Source organism: Blastococcus saxobsidens, assembly GCF_010682065.1.
GTDB lineage: Bacteria > Actinomycetota > Actinomycetes > Mycobacteriales > Geodermatophilaceae > Blastococcus > Blastococcus saxobsidens_B.
In genome coordinates, this window is record NZ_JAAGWG010000011.1 from 115,944 (window position 1) to 132,422 (window position 16,479).

The 16,479-nt window shown below is 74.2% G+C and carries 16 protein-coding genes; 8 read left to right on the forward strand and 8 right to left on the reverse strand.

Going from position 1 to position 16,479, the window contains the following annotated elements:
- The first annotated feature begins 3 nt into the window (after positions 1 to 3).
- Positions 4 to 993, forward strand: a complete 990-nt coding sequence (locus GCU60_RS09365; RefSeq protein WP_163204516.1) for an ABC transporter substrate-binding protein — start codon at positions 4 to 6, stop codon at positions 991 to 993.
- On the forward strand, positions 993 to 1,814 hold the full coding sequence (locus tag GCU60_RS09370; RefSeq protein ID WP_163204518.1) for an NAD(P)-dependent oxidoreductase: 822 nt from the start codon (positions 993 to 995) through the stop codon (positions 1,812 to 1,814). The genes GCU60_RS09365 and GCU60_RS09370 overlap by 1 nt, the downstream gene beginning before the upstream one ends.
- Before the next feature lie 45 nt (positions 1,815 to 1,859).
- On the opposite strand, the gene GCU60_RS09375 is transcribed toward GCU60_RS09370, so the two are convergent.
- Positions 1,860 to 3,119, reverse strand: a complete 1,260-nt coding sequence (locus GCU60_RS09375; protein ID WP_204261728.1) for an NAD(P)/FAD-dependent oxidoreductase — start codon at positions 3,117 to 3,119, stop codon at positions 1,860 to 1,862.
- A 66-nt stretch (positions 3,120 to 3,185) separates the two neighbouring features.
- Between GCU60_RS09375 and GCU60_RS09380 the strand changes: the two genes are divergently transcribed.
- Positions 3,186 to 3,878 (forward strand): class II aldolase/adducin family protein, encoded by a 693-nt coding sequence (locus tag GCU60_RS09380; protein WP_163204522.1) that lies wholly within the window; start codon positions 3,186 to 3,188, stop codon positions 3,876 to 3,878.
- Here the strand turns inward: GCU60_RS09380 and GCU60_RS09385 are convergent.
- Positions 3,875 to 5,062 (reverse strand): MFS transporter, encoded by a 1,188-nt coding sequence (locus GCU60_RS09385; RefSeq protein WP_275585486.1) that lies wholly within the window; start codon positions 5,060 to 5,062, stop codon positions 3,875 to 3,877. The genes GCU60_RS09380 and GCU60_RS09385 overlap by 4 nt on opposite strands.
- A 404-nt stretch (positions 5,063 to 5,466) precedes the next feature.
- Here GCU60_RS09385 and GCU60_RS09390 point away from each other — a divergent pair, with 404 nt between their 5' ends.
- Positions 5,467 to 6,702, forward strand: coding sequence for a cupin domain-containing protein (locus GCU60_RS09390; protein WP_163204526.1), 1,236 nt, complete (start codon positions 5,467 to 5,469; stop codon positions 6,700 to 6,702).
- Here GCU60_RS09390 and GCU60_RS09395 read toward each other — a convergent pair.
- Complete coding sequence (locus tag GCU60_RS09395; RefSeq protein WP_163204528.1) at positions 6,627 to 8,816, reverse strand: AAA family ATPase; 2,190 nt, start codon at positions 8,814 to 8,816, stop codon at positions 6,627 to 6,629. The genes GCU60_RS09390 and GCU60_RS09395 overlap by 76 nt on opposite strands.
- A gap of 515 nt (positions 8,817 to 9,331) precedes the next feature.
- On the opposite strand from GCU60_RS09395, the gene GCU60_RS09400 reads away from it, so the two are divergent.
- Positions 9,332 to 9,997 (forward strand): acVLRF1 family peptidyl-tRNA hydrolase, encoded by a 666-nt coding sequence (locus GCU60_RS09400; RefSeq protein WP_163204530.1) that lies wholly within the window; start codon positions 9,332 to 9,334, stop codon positions 9,995 to 9,997.
- Positions 9,998 to 10,005: 8 nt separating this feature from the next.
- Here GCU60_RS09400 and GCU60_RS09405 read toward each other — a convergent pair whose 3' ends face one another.
- From GCU60_RS09405 to GCU60_RS09420, 4 genes are read right to left on the reverse strand one after another with little or no spacing between them, the layout of a single operon-like run.
- Positions 10,006 to 10,656, reverse strand: coding sequence for a hypothetical protein (locus tag GCU60_RS09405; protein WP_163204532.1), 651 nt, complete (start codon positions 10,654 to 10,656; stop codon positions 10,006 to 10,008).
- 50 nt (positions 10,657 to 10,706) lie between these two features.
- The gene (locus GCU60_RS09410; RefSeq protein WP_163204534.1) at positions 10,707 to 11,717 is read right to left on the reverse strand and encodes a zinc-binding dehydrogenase; all 1,011 of its coding nucleotides are present in this window, start codon (positions 11,715 to 11,717) and stop codon (positions 10,707 to 10,709) included.
- Between the two features lie 9 nt (positions 11,718 to 11,726).
- Complete coding sequence (locus tag GCU60_RS09415; protein WP_163204536.1) at positions 11,727 to 12,587, reverse strand: YhjD/YihY/BrkB family envelope integrity protein; 861 nt, start codon at positions 12,585 to 12,587, stop codon at positions 11,727 to 11,729.
- A gap of 10 nt (positions 12,588 to 12,597) precedes the next feature.
- Complete coding sequence (locus tag GCU60_RS09420; RefSeq protein WP_163204538.1) at positions 12,598 to 12,768, reverse strand: hypothetical protein; 171 nt, start codon at positions 12,766 to 12,768, stop codon at positions 12,598 to 12,600.
- Between the two features lie 372 nt (positions 12,769 to 13,140).
- On the opposite strand from GCU60_RS09420, the gene GCU60_RS09425 reads away from it, so the two are divergent.
- Positions 13,141 to 14,169, forward strand: coding sequence for a C40 family peptidase (locus tag GCU60_RS09425; protein WP_345770503.1), 1,029 nt, complete (start codon positions 13,141 to 13,143; stop codon positions 14,167 to 14,169).
- Here GCU60_RS09425 and GCU60_RS09430 read toward each other — a convergent pair.
- On the reverse strand, positions 14,139 to 14,711 hold the full coding sequence (locus tag GCU60_RS09430) for a hypothetical protein (RefSeq protein WP_204261729.1): 573 nt from the start codon (positions 14,709 to 14,711) through the stop codon (positions 14,139 to 14,141). The two genes, GCU60_RS09425 and GCU60_RS09430, sit on opposite strands and share 31 nt — an antisense overlap.
- 80 nt (positions 14,712 to 14,791) lie before the next feature.
- On the opposite strand from GCU60_RS09430, the gene GCU60_RS09435 reads away from it, so the two are divergent.
- Both GCU60_RS09435 and GCU60_RS09440 read left to right on the forward strand, forming a co-directional pair.
- Positions 14,792 to 15,127 (forward strand): DUF3817 domain-containing protein, encoded by a 336-nt coding sequence (locus tag GCU60_RS09435; protein ID WP_345770504.1) that lies wholly within the window; start codon positions 14,792 to 14,794, stop codon positions 15,125 to 15,127.
- A gap of 22 nt (positions 15,128 to 15,149) precedes the next feature.
- Positions 15,150 to 16,472 (forward strand): serine hydrolase, encoded by a 1,323-nt coding sequence (locus tag GCU60_RS09440; protein WP_163204539.1) that lies wholly within the window; start codon positions 15,150 to 15,152, stop codon positions 16,470 to 16,472.
- Positions 16,473 to 16,479 lie beyond the last annotated feature (7 nt).

The following is a 16,479-nucleotide window of genomic DNA, read 5'->3' on the forward strand; positions in this document are numbered from 1 at the left end:
CCCGTGTCCCGACTGCACCTGACGTTCGCCTGCGGCGACTACGACCGGACCCGCGCCCTGGAGGAGGGCACGGTCCGCCCCGACGGCATCGACCTGACCTACCTGCGGCTGCCGGTGGAGGAGACCTTCTTCCGGATGATGCGGTACCGGGAGTTCGAGGTCGCCGAGATGTCGCTGTCGTCCTACGTGAAGTCCCTCGACCTCGAGGACCCGCCGTTCGTCGCGCTGCCGGTCTACACCTCGCGGCAGTTCCGGCACACCGGGATCTTCGTGAACGCCCGCTCGGGCATCGACAAGCCCGAGGACCTGCGCGGCAAGGTCGTGGGCACGCCGGAGTGGCAGCTGACCGCGAACGTCTGGATCCGGGGCTTCCTCGCCGACCAGTACGGCGTGCCGGTCGACTCGGTCGAGTACCGGACCGGCGGCCAGGAGACCCCGGGCCGGATCGAGAAGGCCGCGGTGGATCTCGGCGAACGCATCCGCATCTCGCCGATCGGACCGGGCCAGACGCTGTCGCAGATGCTGGCCGACGGCGAGATCGACGCCTTCCAGGGGCCGCGGGTGCCGTCGTCCTTCGTGCCCGGAGGCAACGTGCGCCGGCTGTTCGCCGACCCGGTGGCCGCCGAGAAGCAGTACTTCGCCGAGACCGGGATCTTCCCGATCATGCACGTCGTGGTCGTGCGCCGGGACGTCTACGACAGGCACCCGTGGGTGGCCCAGACGCTCACCAAGGCGTTCCACCTGGCGAAGCAGAAGGCGGCGGCCGAGCTGTACGACGCCTCGGCGCTGCGCTTCATGCTGCCCTGGCTCATCCCCGGCCTCGAGGAGGCGCGGACCCTGATGGGTGACGACTACTGGTCCTACGGCCTCCAGGCCAACGAGCACGTGCTGAGCACGTTCCTGGGCTACCACCACGAGCAGGGGCTGTCCCGGCGGCGGTACGAGCCGGCGGAGCTCTTCGCGCCGGAAGCCACCGAGACGTTCGTCATCTGATGGCGGCTCCCGAGGAGGTCCGCACCGTCGGGGTCGTGGGCTGGGGCCGGATGGGCGCCGAGATGGGCCGTTGGCTGCTCGAGCGCGGCTGGCCGGTCCTCGCGACCGATCCGGCGCCGGGCGCGGAGGACCGGATCCGGGCGGCGGGCGCGCAGTTCCGCGGCTCGGCTGCCGACGTCGCCCGGGAGGCCGACCTGGTGCTGCTGGTCGTCGTGGACGACGCGCAGGTGGAGGCGGCGATCGTCGGCGACGGCGGCATCCGGGACGCGGCCCGTCCGGGCACCGTGGTGGCGATCTGCGCGTCCGTGCGGCCCGACACCTGCGTCCGGATGGCCGAGGCGGCCGCGGAGCGGGGCGTCGCGGTGGTCGACGTCGCACTGGTCGGGGGCGAGCGGGCGGCGGAGCAGGCCGGCCTGACGCTGATGTGCGGCGGCGACCCCGAGGTGCTCGACCGGTGCGCGCAGGCCTTCGCGGCGTTCGCGACCGACGTCTGCCACATCGGTGGGCCCGGCACCGGGCAGGTGGCGAAGAGTGCCAACAACGTGCTCATGTGGACGGCCCTGCGGGCCGACGTCGAGGTGCTGCGGCTGGCCAGGTCGCTCGGTGTCGCGCCGGGCCGGCTGCGCAGCATCCTGGGCGCCGGCACCGGCGCCAACCAGGTGCTCGCCGACTGGGGGCTGCACCGGCTGCGCTGGCCGGCGAAGGACCTGGAGGTCGCCCTGGCCATGGCCGAGGAGGCCGGCGTGGACGTGCCGCTGGTGCGGGCGCTCCAGCCGCTGGTGACGGAGCTGACCCGCGAGGACCTGGCCGACCTGCGCTGAGGCCTGCCTCCCCCGTGGCGGCCCGGGCCGCCACGGGGGCGAGGGTCAGGCGGCCGCGGCGAGCACGCTCTTCAGCGGGGTGCCGGCGTCGGCGACCAGGTCGGCGGGCAGCCGCAACCCGTGGGTGAGGGCCTTGCGGACCGCCAGGTAGTCGGCGGGGGCGTTGACCGCGTCCACGGCCAGCAGGTCGCCGCCGCGGTAGTACAGGACCGAGAAGCTCTCGGTGTCCGGCTCCCCGCGGACCACGTGCTCGTCGAAACCGGTGGAGAGCCCGGCGATCTGCAGCTTCAGATCGCCCTGGTTCGACCAGAACCACGGCACGCTGCGGGCGTTGCCCTCCCGGCCCAGCAGGGTGGCGGCCGCCAGCGTGGCCTGCGCGACGGCGCTCGGGACCGACTCCAGGCGGACCCGGCCCTCGCCGGTCATCGGGTGCGGCAGGACGGTGCAGTCCCCGGCGGCGACCACCGAGGGAGCGCTGGTGCGGGCGTGGGCGTCGACGACGATGCCGCCGTCGCACTCCAGTCCGAGCTGCTCGGCCAGCTCCACGCGCGGGATCACGCCGATGCCGACCATCACTAGGTCGGCCGGCAGGCTGCGGCCGTCGGCGAGGACCACGCCCTCGACCCGGCCCGCGGTGCCCTGGAAACCGACCACGCCGGTGGAGAGCAGGACGGTGCTGCCACGGCGCTCGTGCGCCCGCCGGTAGAACTCGGAGACGACCGGGGCGACGGCCCGGCCGACCAGGCGGTCGGCCGCCTCGACGACGGTGACCTGCTTGTCCAGGGCCCGGGCGGCAGCCGCCGCCTCCAGGCCGACGAACCCGCCGCCGACGACCACCACGCGCGAGGCCCCGGCCAGCTGGTCGCGCAGGGCGACGGCGTCATCGAGGTCGCGGAGGTACAGGATCCCGCCGAGGTCGGCCCCGGGGACGTCGAGACGGCGGGGGCGGGCGCCCACGGTGAGTGCCAGGCGGGCGAACGGCAGCTCCCGGCCACCGGAGGTGCGGGCCAGGCCGGGCTGCCCTCCGGAGGGAAGGGCGATCTGCTCGACCCGCTCGCCGCAGACCAGCTCGATGTCGTGCTCGGGGTAGAAGCCGGGGCTGCGGAACGCCAGTGCCTCCGTCGTCGCCGCTCCGGCGAGGAACTCCTTCGACAGCGGAGGTCGCTGGTACGGCGGGTGCGCCTCCGCGCCGACGAGCGTGATCGGGGCGGTGTCGCCGAGCTGGCGCAGCGACGTGACCAGCTGGGCGCCTGCCTGGCTCGCGCCCACGACGAGCGTGCCGGCGTCGTGCTCGGAGCGCGGCATGACGACCTCCAGTATCGTGCTGAATGGTATTACCATTCTGCCATAACGTCAGGAGGAGGGCGAGCCATGACCGACGACCTGCGCCGACTGGTCTCCCTGGGGTGCCGGGTCCTCGGCGCCGCCGATCAGGGCGACCTCATCTGGGGGCACGTCTCCGCCCGCGACCCCGAGGGCCGGGGTGTGTGGATGAAGGCCTCCGGGCTGGGCTTCGAGGAGGTCGGGCCGGAGGACGTCCTCCTGGTGGACTGGGACGGGGAGGTGCTCGCCGGCTCCGGCCGCCGGCACGCCGAGTACCCGATCCACACCGAGGTCATGCGGGCGCGACCCGACGTGGGCAGCGTGATCCACACCCACTCGCCGGCGGCCGTGGCGCTGGGAGCGCTCGGTGTCCCGCTGCGAGCCATCTCGCACGAGGCGAACCTGTTCGTCCCGCCGGACGTCGCCCGCTTCACCGGAACCGGCGACCTCGTGCTGACCGCGGAGCTGGGCCGCGCCGTCGCTGCCGCGCTGGGTGACCGCAACGCCTGCCTGCTGGTCAACCACGGCATCGTCGTCGCCGCGCCGGACGTGCAGACCGCGACGGTCACCGCCTACCTGCTCGATCGCGCCTGCCGGATGCAGCTGACGGCCATGGCGGCCGGCGGGTGGGCCACCTGGTCCTCGCCCCAGGAGTCGCTCGCCAAGCGTGAGCACTGCTATCCCGACCCGCTGCTGCAGGGGGCCTGGGAGTACCTGGTGCGGCGACTGGAGCGGAGCTAGGCGGCCCGCCCGAGGCGGCGCAGGGCCAGTGCGGGAACGACCATGACGGCGCCGACGACCGCCATGGCCGGCGTCAGCGGCACGGCGACCACCAGGCCGGCGACGGTCAGGGGTGCGGCGAGGAGGGCGGCCGCTCGGAAGGTTCCGCTGGCCGCGATGGCCTCGCCACGCTCTTCCGGGTGGACGGCCTCTGCCGCGATGGCGGGGCCCAGGACCTGGACCGCCCCCGCCGCTACGCCGCTGACCGCAAGCACCAGGGTGGACAGGGCGACGCTCCAGGCCACCACGCCGGTCAGTCCCGTCGCGACACCTGTCAGGACGATGCCTGCGCCCAGTACCGGCATCGTCCAGCGTCCCCGCACCCGTGCCGCCATGGCGGTGCCCACGAGCGATGCGCCGTTCGCGGCGGCGACGAGCGCCCCGATCGTGGTGGCCGACTGGCGGGCCTGGTCCAGGGCGACGGGCACGTAGGAGGTGAGCAGTGCCCGCCAGGCGCCGGCGGTCATCCCCGCCCAGCATGCGACGTCGACCCCTGGTCGGCGCCACACCCGGCCCGGCGGGCGGTCTGCCGGGGGCACGAACGGTGGCAGTCGGTCCAGCAGGGCGTTGGGGATCAGCCCGAGCAGCGCCACGACGGCGGCCACGACGAGGGCGACCGCCGGGCTGTCCTCGGACAGCACCCCGGCGAGGAGTGGCCCGGTCAGCAATCCGACGGAGGCGGCCAGGTTGACCTGCGCCAGGGCCCCGGCGGCACGCCCCGCCCCCCGGACGACGTGCGTCTGGCTGCCGGTCCAGAAGAGGGCGCGGGAGGCGCCCTGCAGCAGCTGGGCCGCGACGAAGGGCAGCAGTGCCGCGGAGGCGGCCACCACGGCGCAGCTGACGGCGAGCAGCACGCCGGCGGCGGCGATCAGGATCCAGTCGGGCCAGCGGCGCATGGCCCAACCGAGGCCGAGCCGCACCAGCATCTGGGACAGGGCCGAGGCCGCCGTCAGCGCGCCGATCTCGAAGGCCGAGTACCCGGCTTCGATGGCCAGGAGGGGGAGCGCGACGCTGGCGATGCTCAGTGACACCGAGTAGATCCCGGCACCCGCTGCCGATGCGAGGGAGTCCCGCCGATGCGCCACGCCCCACCCCCCTCGTCGTCCGGGAGGGTAGCAGTAGAGGTCTAATGGTCTAACGGTCATACGGCGCGCTGTCCGACGGTGCGACACGGCAGCGGCCTTGCCGCACGATCGTCGAACCGCCGTGTGCACGTGCGGCGGTCAGCAGTCCTGTCTCGGTCGGAGTGAGCCGGAACCTGCGGGCATGGTGCTTCTCGTCCGCGGACCGTTCTGGCCGGCCCGTTCGGCATCGCACGGGGTCGGTGGGTGGCTCCGCGTTGCCGATCCCGGTGATCCCCACCGGTGACCGGGCCGGGGTCTGCCACCCGATCACGCCACGTCGAGCTCGCCGACAGCGGATCTTCTCGGCGGCGACCAACCCCGGGCGTCCACTGCCCCGAGGCCGGAGAAGACAGCGTGCCCTCTGGTGGGACAACTAGGGTTCGGTGTCAAATGGTCATACCACCGGTTCACCGAGGAGGCACTGCATGGAGCAGGAACGGACGAAGTCCCAGAGCCGTGAGCAGACGGCACAGAACGTGCACGTCTACGACGACCACTACAAGAAGGCCCGCATCTACGTGCGGGAGCTGGCCAGCAACCGGTACACCCTGACCGAGGAGCGGCGCGAGCGCGTCACGACCGTTCCCCGGGTCTGGACTCCGACCCTGGGGGAGGGCCTGAGCCTCAAGGAGAACTGGAACATCATCGACCCCGGTGACGAGCAGTTCCGCACGCAGAGCCTGCACCTGCACTTCGTCGTGATCCAGCCCAACGGGCGCAACGACGGGCACGGGCACCAGAACGAAGCCTTGTTCTACGTGCTCGAGGGCAACGGCTACGAGACGCACGACGGCAAGGACTATCCGTGGAGCGCCGGGGACGCCGTCGCGGTGCACAACGACTGCGTGCACTGGCACAACAACCCGGACCCCGAGAAGCGCGCGGTCTGCCTGGTGATGAAGCCCAAGCCGCTGTCGCTGTTCCTCGGCCTCACCTTCCAGGGGAAGATCGGCACCAAGCCGGCCGACGAGGACCAGTGGGAGCCGCGCACCGAGTGGCTGACCGCCCGTCCCGAGGGCGACGAGCTCGTCCCCAAGGTGCTCACGCCTGCCGACACCGAGTGGCAGTGGACCGAGTTCGGCCGCATCCGCCAGATCGCCGGCAAGGGCGCCCCGCTCCGGATCAAGGGCACCGACGCCTACCTGCACGAGATCCCGGCCGGCAGCCGTTCGGGCAAGCGGTGGCAGATGGCCGACGAGGCGGTGCACGTCCTCGACGGCGAGGGTTACGACCTGCACTGGGACGTCGAGGCCGAGATCGCCGACCAGTTCTACGCGCGCGTGGCGAAGAAGCCCACGCGGTGGGACTGGAAGAAGGGCGACATGATCTGGGTGCCCCACAACACGATCGTCCAGCGCTTCAGCACCGGCACGGGGTCGGCGAAGCTCATCGGAGCGTCGAACAGCATCTACGCCGAACTGGGCTACTCCCGCGTCGTCCACTTCGAGAACGCGCCGGAGTTCGACGACGCGTCCCTGCGGGCCGCTGCGGGCGAAGGGTTCACCGCACCGCCGGTGGCTTCAGCCGGCCGCGACCGTGACCGCGACGGGGATCGCCCCGGCGCGGTCGCGGTCGTGCTCTCCGGTCAGCCGGGGGGTGCCGTCTCGGCCAGCACCGCGTCGAACGTCGCCAGGTCCAGCCGCGGGTCGGGCTCGGCCTGATCCAGGTCGAGGGCCGCCAGCTTCGCGTTCTGCACGAGGAACGCGAGGTCGGCGCCGGTCATGCCGGCGGTCCGCTGGACCAGGTGCTCCACCACCCGGTCCAGGGTCAGGTTGCCGTCGAGCGCCGCACCGGCGAGGTGGATCCGGAGGATCTCACCGCGACCGGCTTCCTCCGGCGGGCGGACCTCGAGGTGCACGCCGAACCTGCCCGGGCGCAGCGCCGCAGGGTCGACCATGGTCATCCGGTTGGTGGCGCCGATGACGAGCACCTGGCTGCGCTGCTCCATCCCGTCGAGCTCGGCCAGGAGCTGGTTGACCACCCGCTGCGGCGCCCGCGTGCCCTCGTGCTCGAGGTCGCTGCGCTTGGGGACGACCGCGTCCAGCTGGTCGAAGAACACGATGCACGGCGCCGCGCGCCGGGCGACGTCGAACACGCGACGCACGCTCTCCTCGGACTCGCCCAGCCACTGGGAGAACAGCTCCGGGCCGTTGATCGGCAGGAAGTTCACGCCGGCCTCCCGGGCGATCGCCTGGGCGAGCAGCGTCTTGCCGGTGCCGGGTGGCCCGTAGAGCAGGACGCCGAGATTGCTCGACAGCCCGATCCGCTCGAACACCTCCGGGTGCCGCAGGGGCTTCTCGACGAGGTCGCGCAGCCGGCCCTTCACGTGCTCGAGGCCGCCGATGTCCGCCCACGTCACCCGTGGGTAGGTGATCAGCGACTCGCGCATCGCGGCCGGCTGCACCACCCGCAGGGCAGCGTCGAAGTCGTCGCGGGTGACGACGAGGTCGGCGGCGTCGGGGTAGGTCGCCATGGAGGGCGACTCGACGAACCGGGTCGATGCGCGGCGCAGCGCGTTGAGCCCGGCCTCCCGGCTGAGCTCCATGATGTCGGCACCCACGAACCCGTACGCGCGCTCGGCGATCGCCGGCAGCCCGGCCAGTGCGTCGTCGGCCAGGGGCATCTCCCGGGTCTGCACGCGGAGGATCTGCTCCCGCGCCTCGGTGCCGGGAGTCGGGAAGTGGATCTCTCGGTCGAAGCGGCCGGCCCGCCTCAGCGCCGGGTCGATCGCCTCCACGCGGTTGGTGGTGCCGATGACCAGCACGCCCTCGGCCTGCTTCAGGCCGTCCAGCAGCGCCAGCAACTGGGTCACCGTGCGCGCCTCGGTGGTGCTCGTGGCCATCCGCCGCGCCGGGGCGATGGCGTCGAGCTCGTCGACGAAGATGATCGACGGCGGGTTCAGGCTGGCCTCGGCGAAGATCTTGCGCAGGTTCGCCTCGGTCTCGCCGGAGAACGTACCGACGACCTCGGGCCCGTTGATGTAGAAGAGCTCGGCGTTGATCTCGTTGGCCACGCTGCGGGCCAGCAGTGTCTTCCCGGTGCCCGGTGCACCGTGGAAGATCACGCCTCGCGGCGGGTTGATGCCCAGCTGGCGGTACACCTGGGGGAACACCAGCGGCAGCTCGACGAACTCGCGGATCTCACGGATCTGCGCCGTCAGACCACCGACGTCCTCGAACGTCGTGTCCAGCACGGTCTCGGACGACTTGTCGTGGTCGTGCTCGTGGTCACCGGGTCCGTGGTGGTGGTCGTTCTGGACCATCCAGATCGTCGTCTCACCCGTGACGACGCCCTCGGTGCCGTCTCCGTCCGCCGGCGCGACGAAGTGGACCTCGTACGTGACGCCGGCCAGGGCCTCCGGCATGCGGACGTAGAGCAGCATGCCCGGGCGGACGGCGACCTGCTGCTCGGCGAGGACGCGCCGCAGCGCGGGGACCAGCTGGGGGTCGAAGCGCTGACTCACGTCCAGCCCGGGCACCAGGGCGAGCTCCCGCGCCGCCGCCGGCTCCGCCCGCTCCAGTGTCACCTGCTCGTGCGGATAGGCCTTGAGCGCCTGTCGGGTGAACCGGTCGATGCGTACCGACCCGGCTCCCGGCTCGTCGACCGGGCCTGCCACCCGGCACAGCACGCTGCGCCCGCGCTCCGTGGAGATCCGCACGACGTCCCCCTCGCCTGCTCCGACGGCCACGCCGACGTCCGGGGCCAGAACGGCCGCGCACAGGTGGGCGATCCGGTAGTCGATGGGGCGGGAATCGACGACGGCTGGCGATGGCATGGGACTCCGTTCGACGGGGGGTTGCCTCCGGTGAATGCCCTGCAGGTCCACCGGTGGTCAGACCATTGTGCCGAGTGGGCGGACGCTCGGGGTGCCCCCCTCGTTCCTCCTGTCGCCGAGTCCTCCGATCGAGGGTGCTCGCGACGAGTCTCCGGCGAGGTCGGAGCGGGCGCGTGGACACCGACGACGGCGAGCAGGACGGCTGGCGTTGCGCGCGCCTCTCTACAGCCCGACGCCGCTGGCATGCCGGATGACGCCAGGGCCGTAGCCGCCGGAGTCCTCCATCGCGCTCGCAGCCCGAGTGCCGCTCCGCCAGGGCTTCCCGGCCAGCAGCTGCTGAACAGCGGGCGGTGCGCCTTCGGGGAACCTGAGCAATGGCGCACTCGACGTGCACCACGACGACCCGGCGTCCGGCTGGAGGTGGCCCCGCTCGTGCACGACCTGGTCGACCCGCCAGGTTCACCGTCACTGCATCCGATGCCCTGGGACTTGTCTGGTGCACCTACGGTGAGCGCATGACCAGGCCCCGGCCGGCTGCGGGCGGCGGCCGGCGACTCGGTGTGGCCCCCGAGCGGCTGGGGCGCTGGCTGGACGGCGTCGCCACCCGGCACGGCGCCTTCACCGAGGTCGTCCCGGCCGAGGACGGGCTGCGGATCACCTGCGCCGACACCACCGCCGTCCGGCTGCGGGCCCCGTTCGGCTGGACGCCGGAGACGCCGCTGCTGGCCGGCTTCACCGCGGCCGCGCAGCAGGACCGGCGGGCCGCCGTGCTCCTCGTGCGCCGCGGCCGCTGGGCGGTCGGGGTCTTCGACGGCGCCCGGCTGGTGGTGTCCAAGGCGGACGCCCGCCAGGTGCAGGGCCGGACGGCGGCCGGCGGGTGGTCGCAGCAGCGGTTCGCCCGGCGTCGCGCCAACCAGACCGACGCCGTCGTCGAGCACGCCGTGGAGACCGCCGCCCGGGTGCTCCTGCCGCACGCCGACGGGCTCGCGGCCCTCTTCCCCGGCGGGGACGCCGGCCTCGTCGACGAGGTGCTGGCCGACCCGCGGCTGCGCCTCCTGGCCGCGGTCCGGCGGGCCGGCCCGCTCGACGTCGGGGAGCCGACCAAGGCGGTGCTGCTGGAGACGCCGAAGCAGTTCCGCGCCGTGGACGTCCACATCGTGGAGCCCGGCGACCGGGCCTGACCCCGGCGTCAGCCGACGGCGCTCACGGGCACCGGTGGGCCCGTCACCTCGGCGTCCAGCGGGAACCGGCTGCTGATGCCGAGCCGGGCGAGGTCGTCGGCGCCGCCGTCGCGGGCCACCGCCGGGTCCAGACCGATGCCGACGCCGTCGCCCGCGTTGAGCGGCCAGGCGCTGTGGACAACGCCGGCGTGCTCCCGGACCAGGCGCCCCGCCTCCTCGACGAGTTCCGTCGTGCGGAAGCGGGTCTGCTCGATCCGCACGTCGAAGCCCGCGCCGCCCGACGCGTCCGCCAGCGCCACCAGTTCGGTCGGGGGTGACCCGCACCAGCGCAGGATCACCGCCGACCGGTCCAGGGTGATCTCGGACTGCCCCTGGTCGGGGTGCTCGCCCCAGCGCGCCCGGACCTCCTCGAGGAGCACGTGCATCTCCTCGGGAACCGGGGGCAGCGAGAGCATCTCCTCCGGGAGCGGCTGCGGCAGCGGCTCCGGCACGGGTGGCGGCTCGCCCTGCGGTACGAGCTCGACGCGCAGACCGCCCTCCGGGACGGGCATGCCGCCCTCCGGGACGAGCTCCTCACCGGCCTGCGCGCCCGCGCAGCCGGCCAGGGCCCCGACGAGCACGACGAGCAGCGCGCCGCGGGCGGACCGGCCGGAACTCATGAGTGCGAGGTTGGCCGGGAACCCGCCCGCGGCGCAAGGGGTTCAGGCGGTCACGGCGTGATGACCAGCCGGATGGGGTCGCCCTGCTTGTGCGCCAGCCGCTCCACGCCCTCGGCGGCGTCGGCGAGCGGCAGCGTGCCGGAGATCGAGCGGGACAGGTCCAGCCGGTGGTGGCGGATCAGGTTCACCAGCTCGACGACGTGACCGGGCTCGGAGCCGTAGTGGCCGAGGATCCGCTGGCCGAAGTAGCTGAACTGGGTGCCGTTGCGGATGGACAGCGGCTGGTCGGTGAGGCCGACCAGCACCAGGCCGCCGTCGCGCTCGAGGCAGCGCACCGCCTGCTCGCGCACCGCCTCCACCCCGGCGAAGTCGAACGCGTACGCCAGGCCGGGCCCGCCGGTGAGCTCGCGGACGCGGGCGGCGATGTCGTCCTCTGGGGAGAGGGCCAGGTCGGCGCCGAAGTCGAGCGCGCGCTGCCGGGCCGCCGGGACGGGGTCGACGGCGATGATCGGCGCGGCGCCGGCCAGGCGGAGCAGCTGCACCGCGTGCGCGCCCAGACCGCCGATGCCCCAGACGCCGACGGGCTGGGCCGGTCGCACCTGCGCCGTACGCACGATCGAGGCCCACGGGGTGGAGACCGCGTCGGGCACGATGCACGCCTGCTCCAGCGGCAGGTCGTCGGGCACCGGCACCAGCGTGTCGGCGGTGGCGAGCGCGTACTCCGCCCAGCCGCCGTCGTAGTCGACGCCCCGGGTGTGCACCCAGCCGCCCTTCTCCTCCCCGGCCTGCAGCAGCACCCGCTGCCCCTCGGTCCAGCCGGTCACGCCGTCGCCCGGCTCGTGCACCGTGCCGGCGACCTCGTGGCCCAGGGTCACCTCGTCACCGGCGAGGAACAGCGGGGAGAGCTGCCCCTCGATGAGGTGGACGTCGGAGAGGCAGATGCCGGCGGCGGCCACCTTGATCAGGACCTCGCCGGGACCCGGGGTGGGCCGGGGCACCTCCTTGACCACGAATTCGCGGGTGCGCACGTTGAGCCGGCCGGCCAGCATCGAGTCGGGCATGCCCTGTTCCTACCCCGCGGCCTCCCCGCGCACATCCGGCGGCCCGGCCAGCACGTCGTCCAGGGCTCGGGTGGCCAGCCATCCGGTGATGACGACGAGGTGCAGCAGGAACAGCCACAGGCCCAGGGCGACGACCCCGCCGACGACGTCGAGCCCGCCGAACGGGGCGCCCAGGTCCAGCGGCAGCGACAGGAAGAGCACGAAACCCTGCAGGAAGCCGGACAGGCAGGCGGCGGTGAACAGCGCACCGGCTGCCAGCGCGCGGCGGCCGACCCGGCCTCCGGCGACGACCCGGAAGCCCCAGGCGAGCGGGAGGGTCAGCGCCGCCAGGACCGAGTAGAACCCGACGGCCACCTGGCCGGCCGTCGCGGCCGCACCGCCGCGCTCGGCCAGACCGGCCATGGCGGAGGCGGCCAGCAGCAGCGGGTAGAGCAGCACGGGGCTGAGCAGGATCAGCGGCAGGGCGGCCAGCCGTCCGCGCCAGCCGGTCATCCCCTCGTCGCGGGAGCTGAACCGCAGCAGCGCGCGCCGCAGCCCCTCCCCGTAGAAGGACATCGGGAGCAGGGCCAGGAGCGCGCCGAGGACGTCGAGGCCCACCCCGGCCTCCACCAGCCGCTCGACCGCGGCGGGGGCGCCCAGCTCCCCGGGCAGCAGGTCGGCCAGCCGGTTCCCGAGTTCGCGCACGCGGTCGGCGGAGGTCAGCCAGCTGGTGAGGGCGAAGGCCAGCACCATCAGGGGCACGATCGCGATGCCGGCGTAGAAGGTGAGGCCGGCGGAGATGAGCGCGAGGTCCCGGCCGGAGAGGCCGGATCGCACCCCGGAGACGACGGCGGAGAGCGTGGCCCGCGGCCCGGGACGGCCGCGGCTCACGGCGGGGACGCTACTCGTCGTCGTTGGCGCCGGTCTCCTCGCAGCTCGCGTCGTGCGGGTTGCCGGCCTGCTCGGCGGTGGAGTCGCAGTTGGTCTCGCCGCGCGTCACGTCCGTGTTGTCGCCGCAGGCGACCAGGGACCCGGTGAGGGCGAGCAGGAGCAGGGGCTTGCGGAGGTCCATGTACCGGTAGTGGTCCCGCGGCGGAGTGCCGAAACCGGCTCGCCGGGCGCTCTTCGGCACACGCCGTGACGCAGAGCGCACAGCGAATTACACGAATGTCGTCCGGGGCATTGTCACGACCGGGTCACGGCCCCTACGGTGAGTGCATTCGCGAGGGCTGTCAGTCACTTCCCGGCTGACAACCTCCGGACGTCGGGAGCCGATCCACCGCAGCCGCGGGATCCGGACCCGGCCACCACAGCACGGCGTCACGGCGAGACGGACCCGTCCCTCCCGCCCGATGACACCTGCCCGATCGAGATCGGAGCCGCCGAACCATGGCGACCCCCCCTGCGCACCTCTGCCCCCCGCGTCACCCTGCGGCGGGCCGGGGTGGCCCTCGCCGGCACCCTCGGCATCCTGCTCAGCACGGTCCCCGCCGCGGCCCAGCCGGGTGCCCCCGCCACGTCGGCCGAGGCCGCCCAGCTGGTCGCCGAGCGCGGGCACCAGCTCGAGGTGCTCACCGAGCAGTTCAACGAGGCGCGCGACACGCTGGACGCCCAGCAGGCCGCCGCGGCCGCTGCCGCCGCCGAGCTGGGGCGGGCCACGGCCGCGCTCGCCGCGGCGCAGGAGTCGGTCCGCAGCGTCGCCCGCACGGCCTACACCGGCGAGACCCTCGGCAGCTTCCAGGCCATGATGATCAGCGAATCCGCCGACGAGTTCGTCGGCCGCGTCGCCACCCTGCAGTCCATCGCCGGGCACCAGAGCGGCATCCTGGGCCGCGCCGCCGAGGCCAACGTGGCCGCCGCGCAGGCGCAGGCCGCCGCCTCGCAGTCCGCCGCGGAGGCGCAGGCCACCTACGACGCCGTCGCCGGGCAGCACGCCGACCTCACCCGGCAGATCGCCGACTACAAGGCGCAGTTCTCCCAGCTGAGCGCGCACGAGCAGCAGGCGGTCGTGAGCGGCAGCCACGCCGAGACCGGCGCCGGCGAGGACCGGCCGGCCGAGACGATGGCCAGCCGGACCGAGCGCGAGGCGGCGCCGTCGACCCCGGTCGTCGCCGACAGCCAGGCCGCGCAGATCGCCGTCGACACCGCCCTGGCCCAGCGCGGGAAGCCCTACGTGTGGGGCGCCGGCGGGCCCGGCTCCTACGACTGCTCGGGCCTGACCACCTACGCCTTCCGGGCCGCGGGCATCAAGCTGCCGCGCGCCAGCCGGCTGCAGGCGCAGGTCGGCGAGCCCGTCTCCCGCGACCAGCTGCAGCCCGGCGACCTGGTGTTCTTCTACCGGCCGGTGAGCCACGTGGGCATCTACATCGGCGACGGCAAGATGGTGCACGCCCCGACGTCGGGCGACGTCGTGAAGATCGCGAGCGTCGACTCGGTGGGCGGCTACAGCGGCGCCCGGCGCGTCGCCGGCTGACCCGGCAGGGGCCCGTCCACCTGCTGGAGCAGGCCCCAGACGAACGTCGCCCGCTCCCCACCGGGCAGCTGCACCGCCCAGCGGGTGACCACCCCCGGGTCCACGCTGCGGGCGCCGGGCAGCCCGACGACGTCGTCGAGCACGTGTTCCCAGACCAGCAGCCGGCCCGCCGCCGCCGCCGGCACGCCCGACCCGGGAGCGCGGGCCAGGTGCTCGTGCAGCACCGAGCCGCCGGGGCCGCTCAGCACCTCCCAGAACAGGTGCGGCCACAGCGGCACCGGCCAGCGGCGCACCTGCACGTCGAGGTCGCCGAACCGGCGGTCCTCCAGCTCCTCCGGCGGGCCGAGCACCGCCGTGCGCAGCGCCAGCCCCTTCGGCGCCCGCCGGGCGTGCTGCAGGGCCTGCCACCGGGTGTGCGCGGCGTGCGCCTCGGCGCGGGTGGCGCCGAGCCGGGGGAGGGCCTCGGCGACCAGGTCCGGGCGCAGATCGGCCATCCGGCGCAGCAGTACGAGGCAGAACTCGCGTCTCGCCAGGCCACGCACGGCCGCGACCCTGCCAGCCGGCCGCGCCGGGTGAGCAGGGCCACCCCCGCAGCGCGCGCCGCATCAGGGAGCATGGGGGCGTGAAGCCGCACGCCGTCGCCATGCTCTTCCGTGCCGTCGCGCTCGCCGAGGCGGGCTCGTGGCTGCTCCTGCTCGGCGGCATGTTCGTGAAGTACGTGGGCGACTCCGAGCGCGGGGTGCAGATCTTCGGTCCGGTGCACGGTGGGGTCTTCGTGCTCTACCTCGTGGTCACCGCGGTGGCCTGGCGGGTCCTGCGCTGGGACCTCCGGACGACGGTCCTCGCGCTGGTGGCCTCGGTGCCCCCGCTGGCCACGATCTGGTTCGACCGCTGGGCCACCCGCACCGGCGCGCTGCCGGTGCCGGTGCCGGAGCCGGAGCCGACGCCCGCGTCCTGAGCCCGCCGGATACCGTCCGGTCGTGCCCGAGCCCGTGCTGCCCTCGACCGCCCGCCTCCTGCTCGCCCGCACCGCGCGCGTCCAGCGCGAGGGGCGCGCGCCCAGCCTGGTCGCGGGCGTGGTCCGCGACGGCGGCCTGGCCTGGTCCGCCGGTCGTGGCGAGGTGGCCGAGCCGCACGCCGACGTCCAGTACCGGCTGGGGTCGATCAGCAAGACCGTGACCGCGGTCGTCGTGATGCGGCTGCGCGACGAGGGCCTGCTCGGTCTGGACGACCCGCTGGAGCGGCACCTGCCCGGCACGCCGTTCGGCGACCGGACCATCGGCCAGCTGCTCTCCCACCTCGCCGGTGCCTCGGCCGAGAGCCCCGGCGGCTGGTGGGAGCGCACCCCCGGCGGCTCGCTCGAGGAGCTCGGCCTCGGCGGGACCGACGTCGTGCTCGGCGCGGCCCGGCGGTTCCACTACTCCAACCTGGGGTTCGGCCTGCTCGGGGAGCTCGTCGCCCGGCTGCGCGGCACCTCCTGGGAGGACGCCGTGGCCGGGGAGGTGCTGGCGCCGCTGGGCATGTCCCGCACCGCGCCGCGCCCGGTCGCCCCGGCGGCCGCGGGCTGGGCGGTGCACCCGTGGGCCGACGTCGTCCTGCCCGAGCCGGAGCACCACGCGGGCGTGATGGCCGCCGCCGGGCAGCTGTGGGCCACGCTGGCCGATCTGGGCCGCTTCGCCGCGTTCCTGCTCGGCGACACCGCCGGGGTGCTCGACCCGGGGACGCTCGAGGAGATGACGGTGCCCGCGGGCGTGGACTCCTCCGCCCCGGGCTGGTCGGCCTACGGGCTGGGGCTCCAGGTGATCCGGCTCGACGGCCGCACGCTGGTCGGGCACGGGGGCTCGATGCCCGGTTTCCTGGCCGGCGTCTTCGTCGACCGCGAGGAGCGCACCGGTGCGGTCTCGCTGGCCAACGCGACCAGCGGCGTCGACCCGCTGGTGTTCGGGCTGCTGGCCGACCTCCGGGCCGCCGAGCCCCGGGTCGTGGAGGAGTGGCGGCCGGCGCCGTCGCCGGTGCCGCTGGACCGGCTGGGGGTCTGGTTCTGGGGCCCCTCGCCCTACGTGCTGCGCTCGGTCGACGGCGGATTGCTGCACCTGGGCCCGCTGCCGGGCCGCGGCGGGCGGGCCAGCCGCTTCACCCGGCGCGAGGACGGCACGTGGGTCGGGCTGGACGGCTACTTCGCCGGCGAGACCCTCCGCATCGCCGCGGACCACCTGGACCTGGACACGTTCATCTTCACGCGCACGCCCTACGACCCGGCGGCGCCCGTGCCCGGCGGCGTGGACGAGGGCGGCTGGCGCTGACCCCAGG

Excerpts from the sequence above, each read along its gene's own strand:
- GCU60_RS09370 (WP_163204518.1), top strand. The coding sequence starts at position 993 with ATGGCGGCTCCCGAGGAGGTCCGCACCGTCGGGGTCGTGGGCTGGGGC.
- GCU60_RS09375 (WP_204261728.1), bottom strand. The coding sequence starts at position 3,119 with ATGCCGCGCTCCGAGCACGACGCCGGCACGCTCGTCGTGGGCGCGAGC.
- GCU60_RS09380 (WP_163204522.1), top strand. The coding sequence starts at position 3,186 with ATGACCGACGACCTGCGCCGACTGGTCTCCCTGGGGTGCCGGGTCCTC.
- GCU60_RS09385 (WP_275585486.1), bottom strand. The coding sequence starts at position 5,062 with ATGACCGTTAGACCATTAGACCTCTACTGCTACCCTCCCGGACGACGA.
- GCU60_RS09390 (WP_163204526.1), top strand. The coding sequence starts at position 5,467 with ATGGAGCAGGAACGGACGAAGTCCCAGAGCCGTGAGCAGACGGCACAG.
- GCU60_RS09395 (WP_163204528.1), bottom strand. The coding sequence starts at position 8,816 with ATGCCATCGCCAGCCGTCGTCGATTCCCGCCCCATCGACTACCGGATC.
- GCU60_RS09400 (WP_163204530.1), top strand. The coding sequence starts at position 9,332 with ATGACCAGGCCCCGGCCGGCTGCGGGCGGCGGCCGGCGACTCGGTGTG.
- GCU60_RS09405 (WP_163204532.1), bottom strand. The coding sequence starts at position 10,656 with ATGAGTTCCGGCCGGTCCGCCCGCGGCGCGCTGCTCGTCGTGCTCGTC.
- GCU60_RS09410 (WP_163204534.1), bottom strand. The coding sequence starts at position 11,717 with ATGCCCGACTCGATGCTGGCCGGCCGGCTCAACGTGCGCACCCGCGAA.
- GCU60_RS09420 (WP_163204538.1), bottom strand. The coding sequence starts at position 12,768 with ATGGACCTCCGCAAGCCCCTGCTCCTGCTCGCCCTCACCGGGTCCCTG.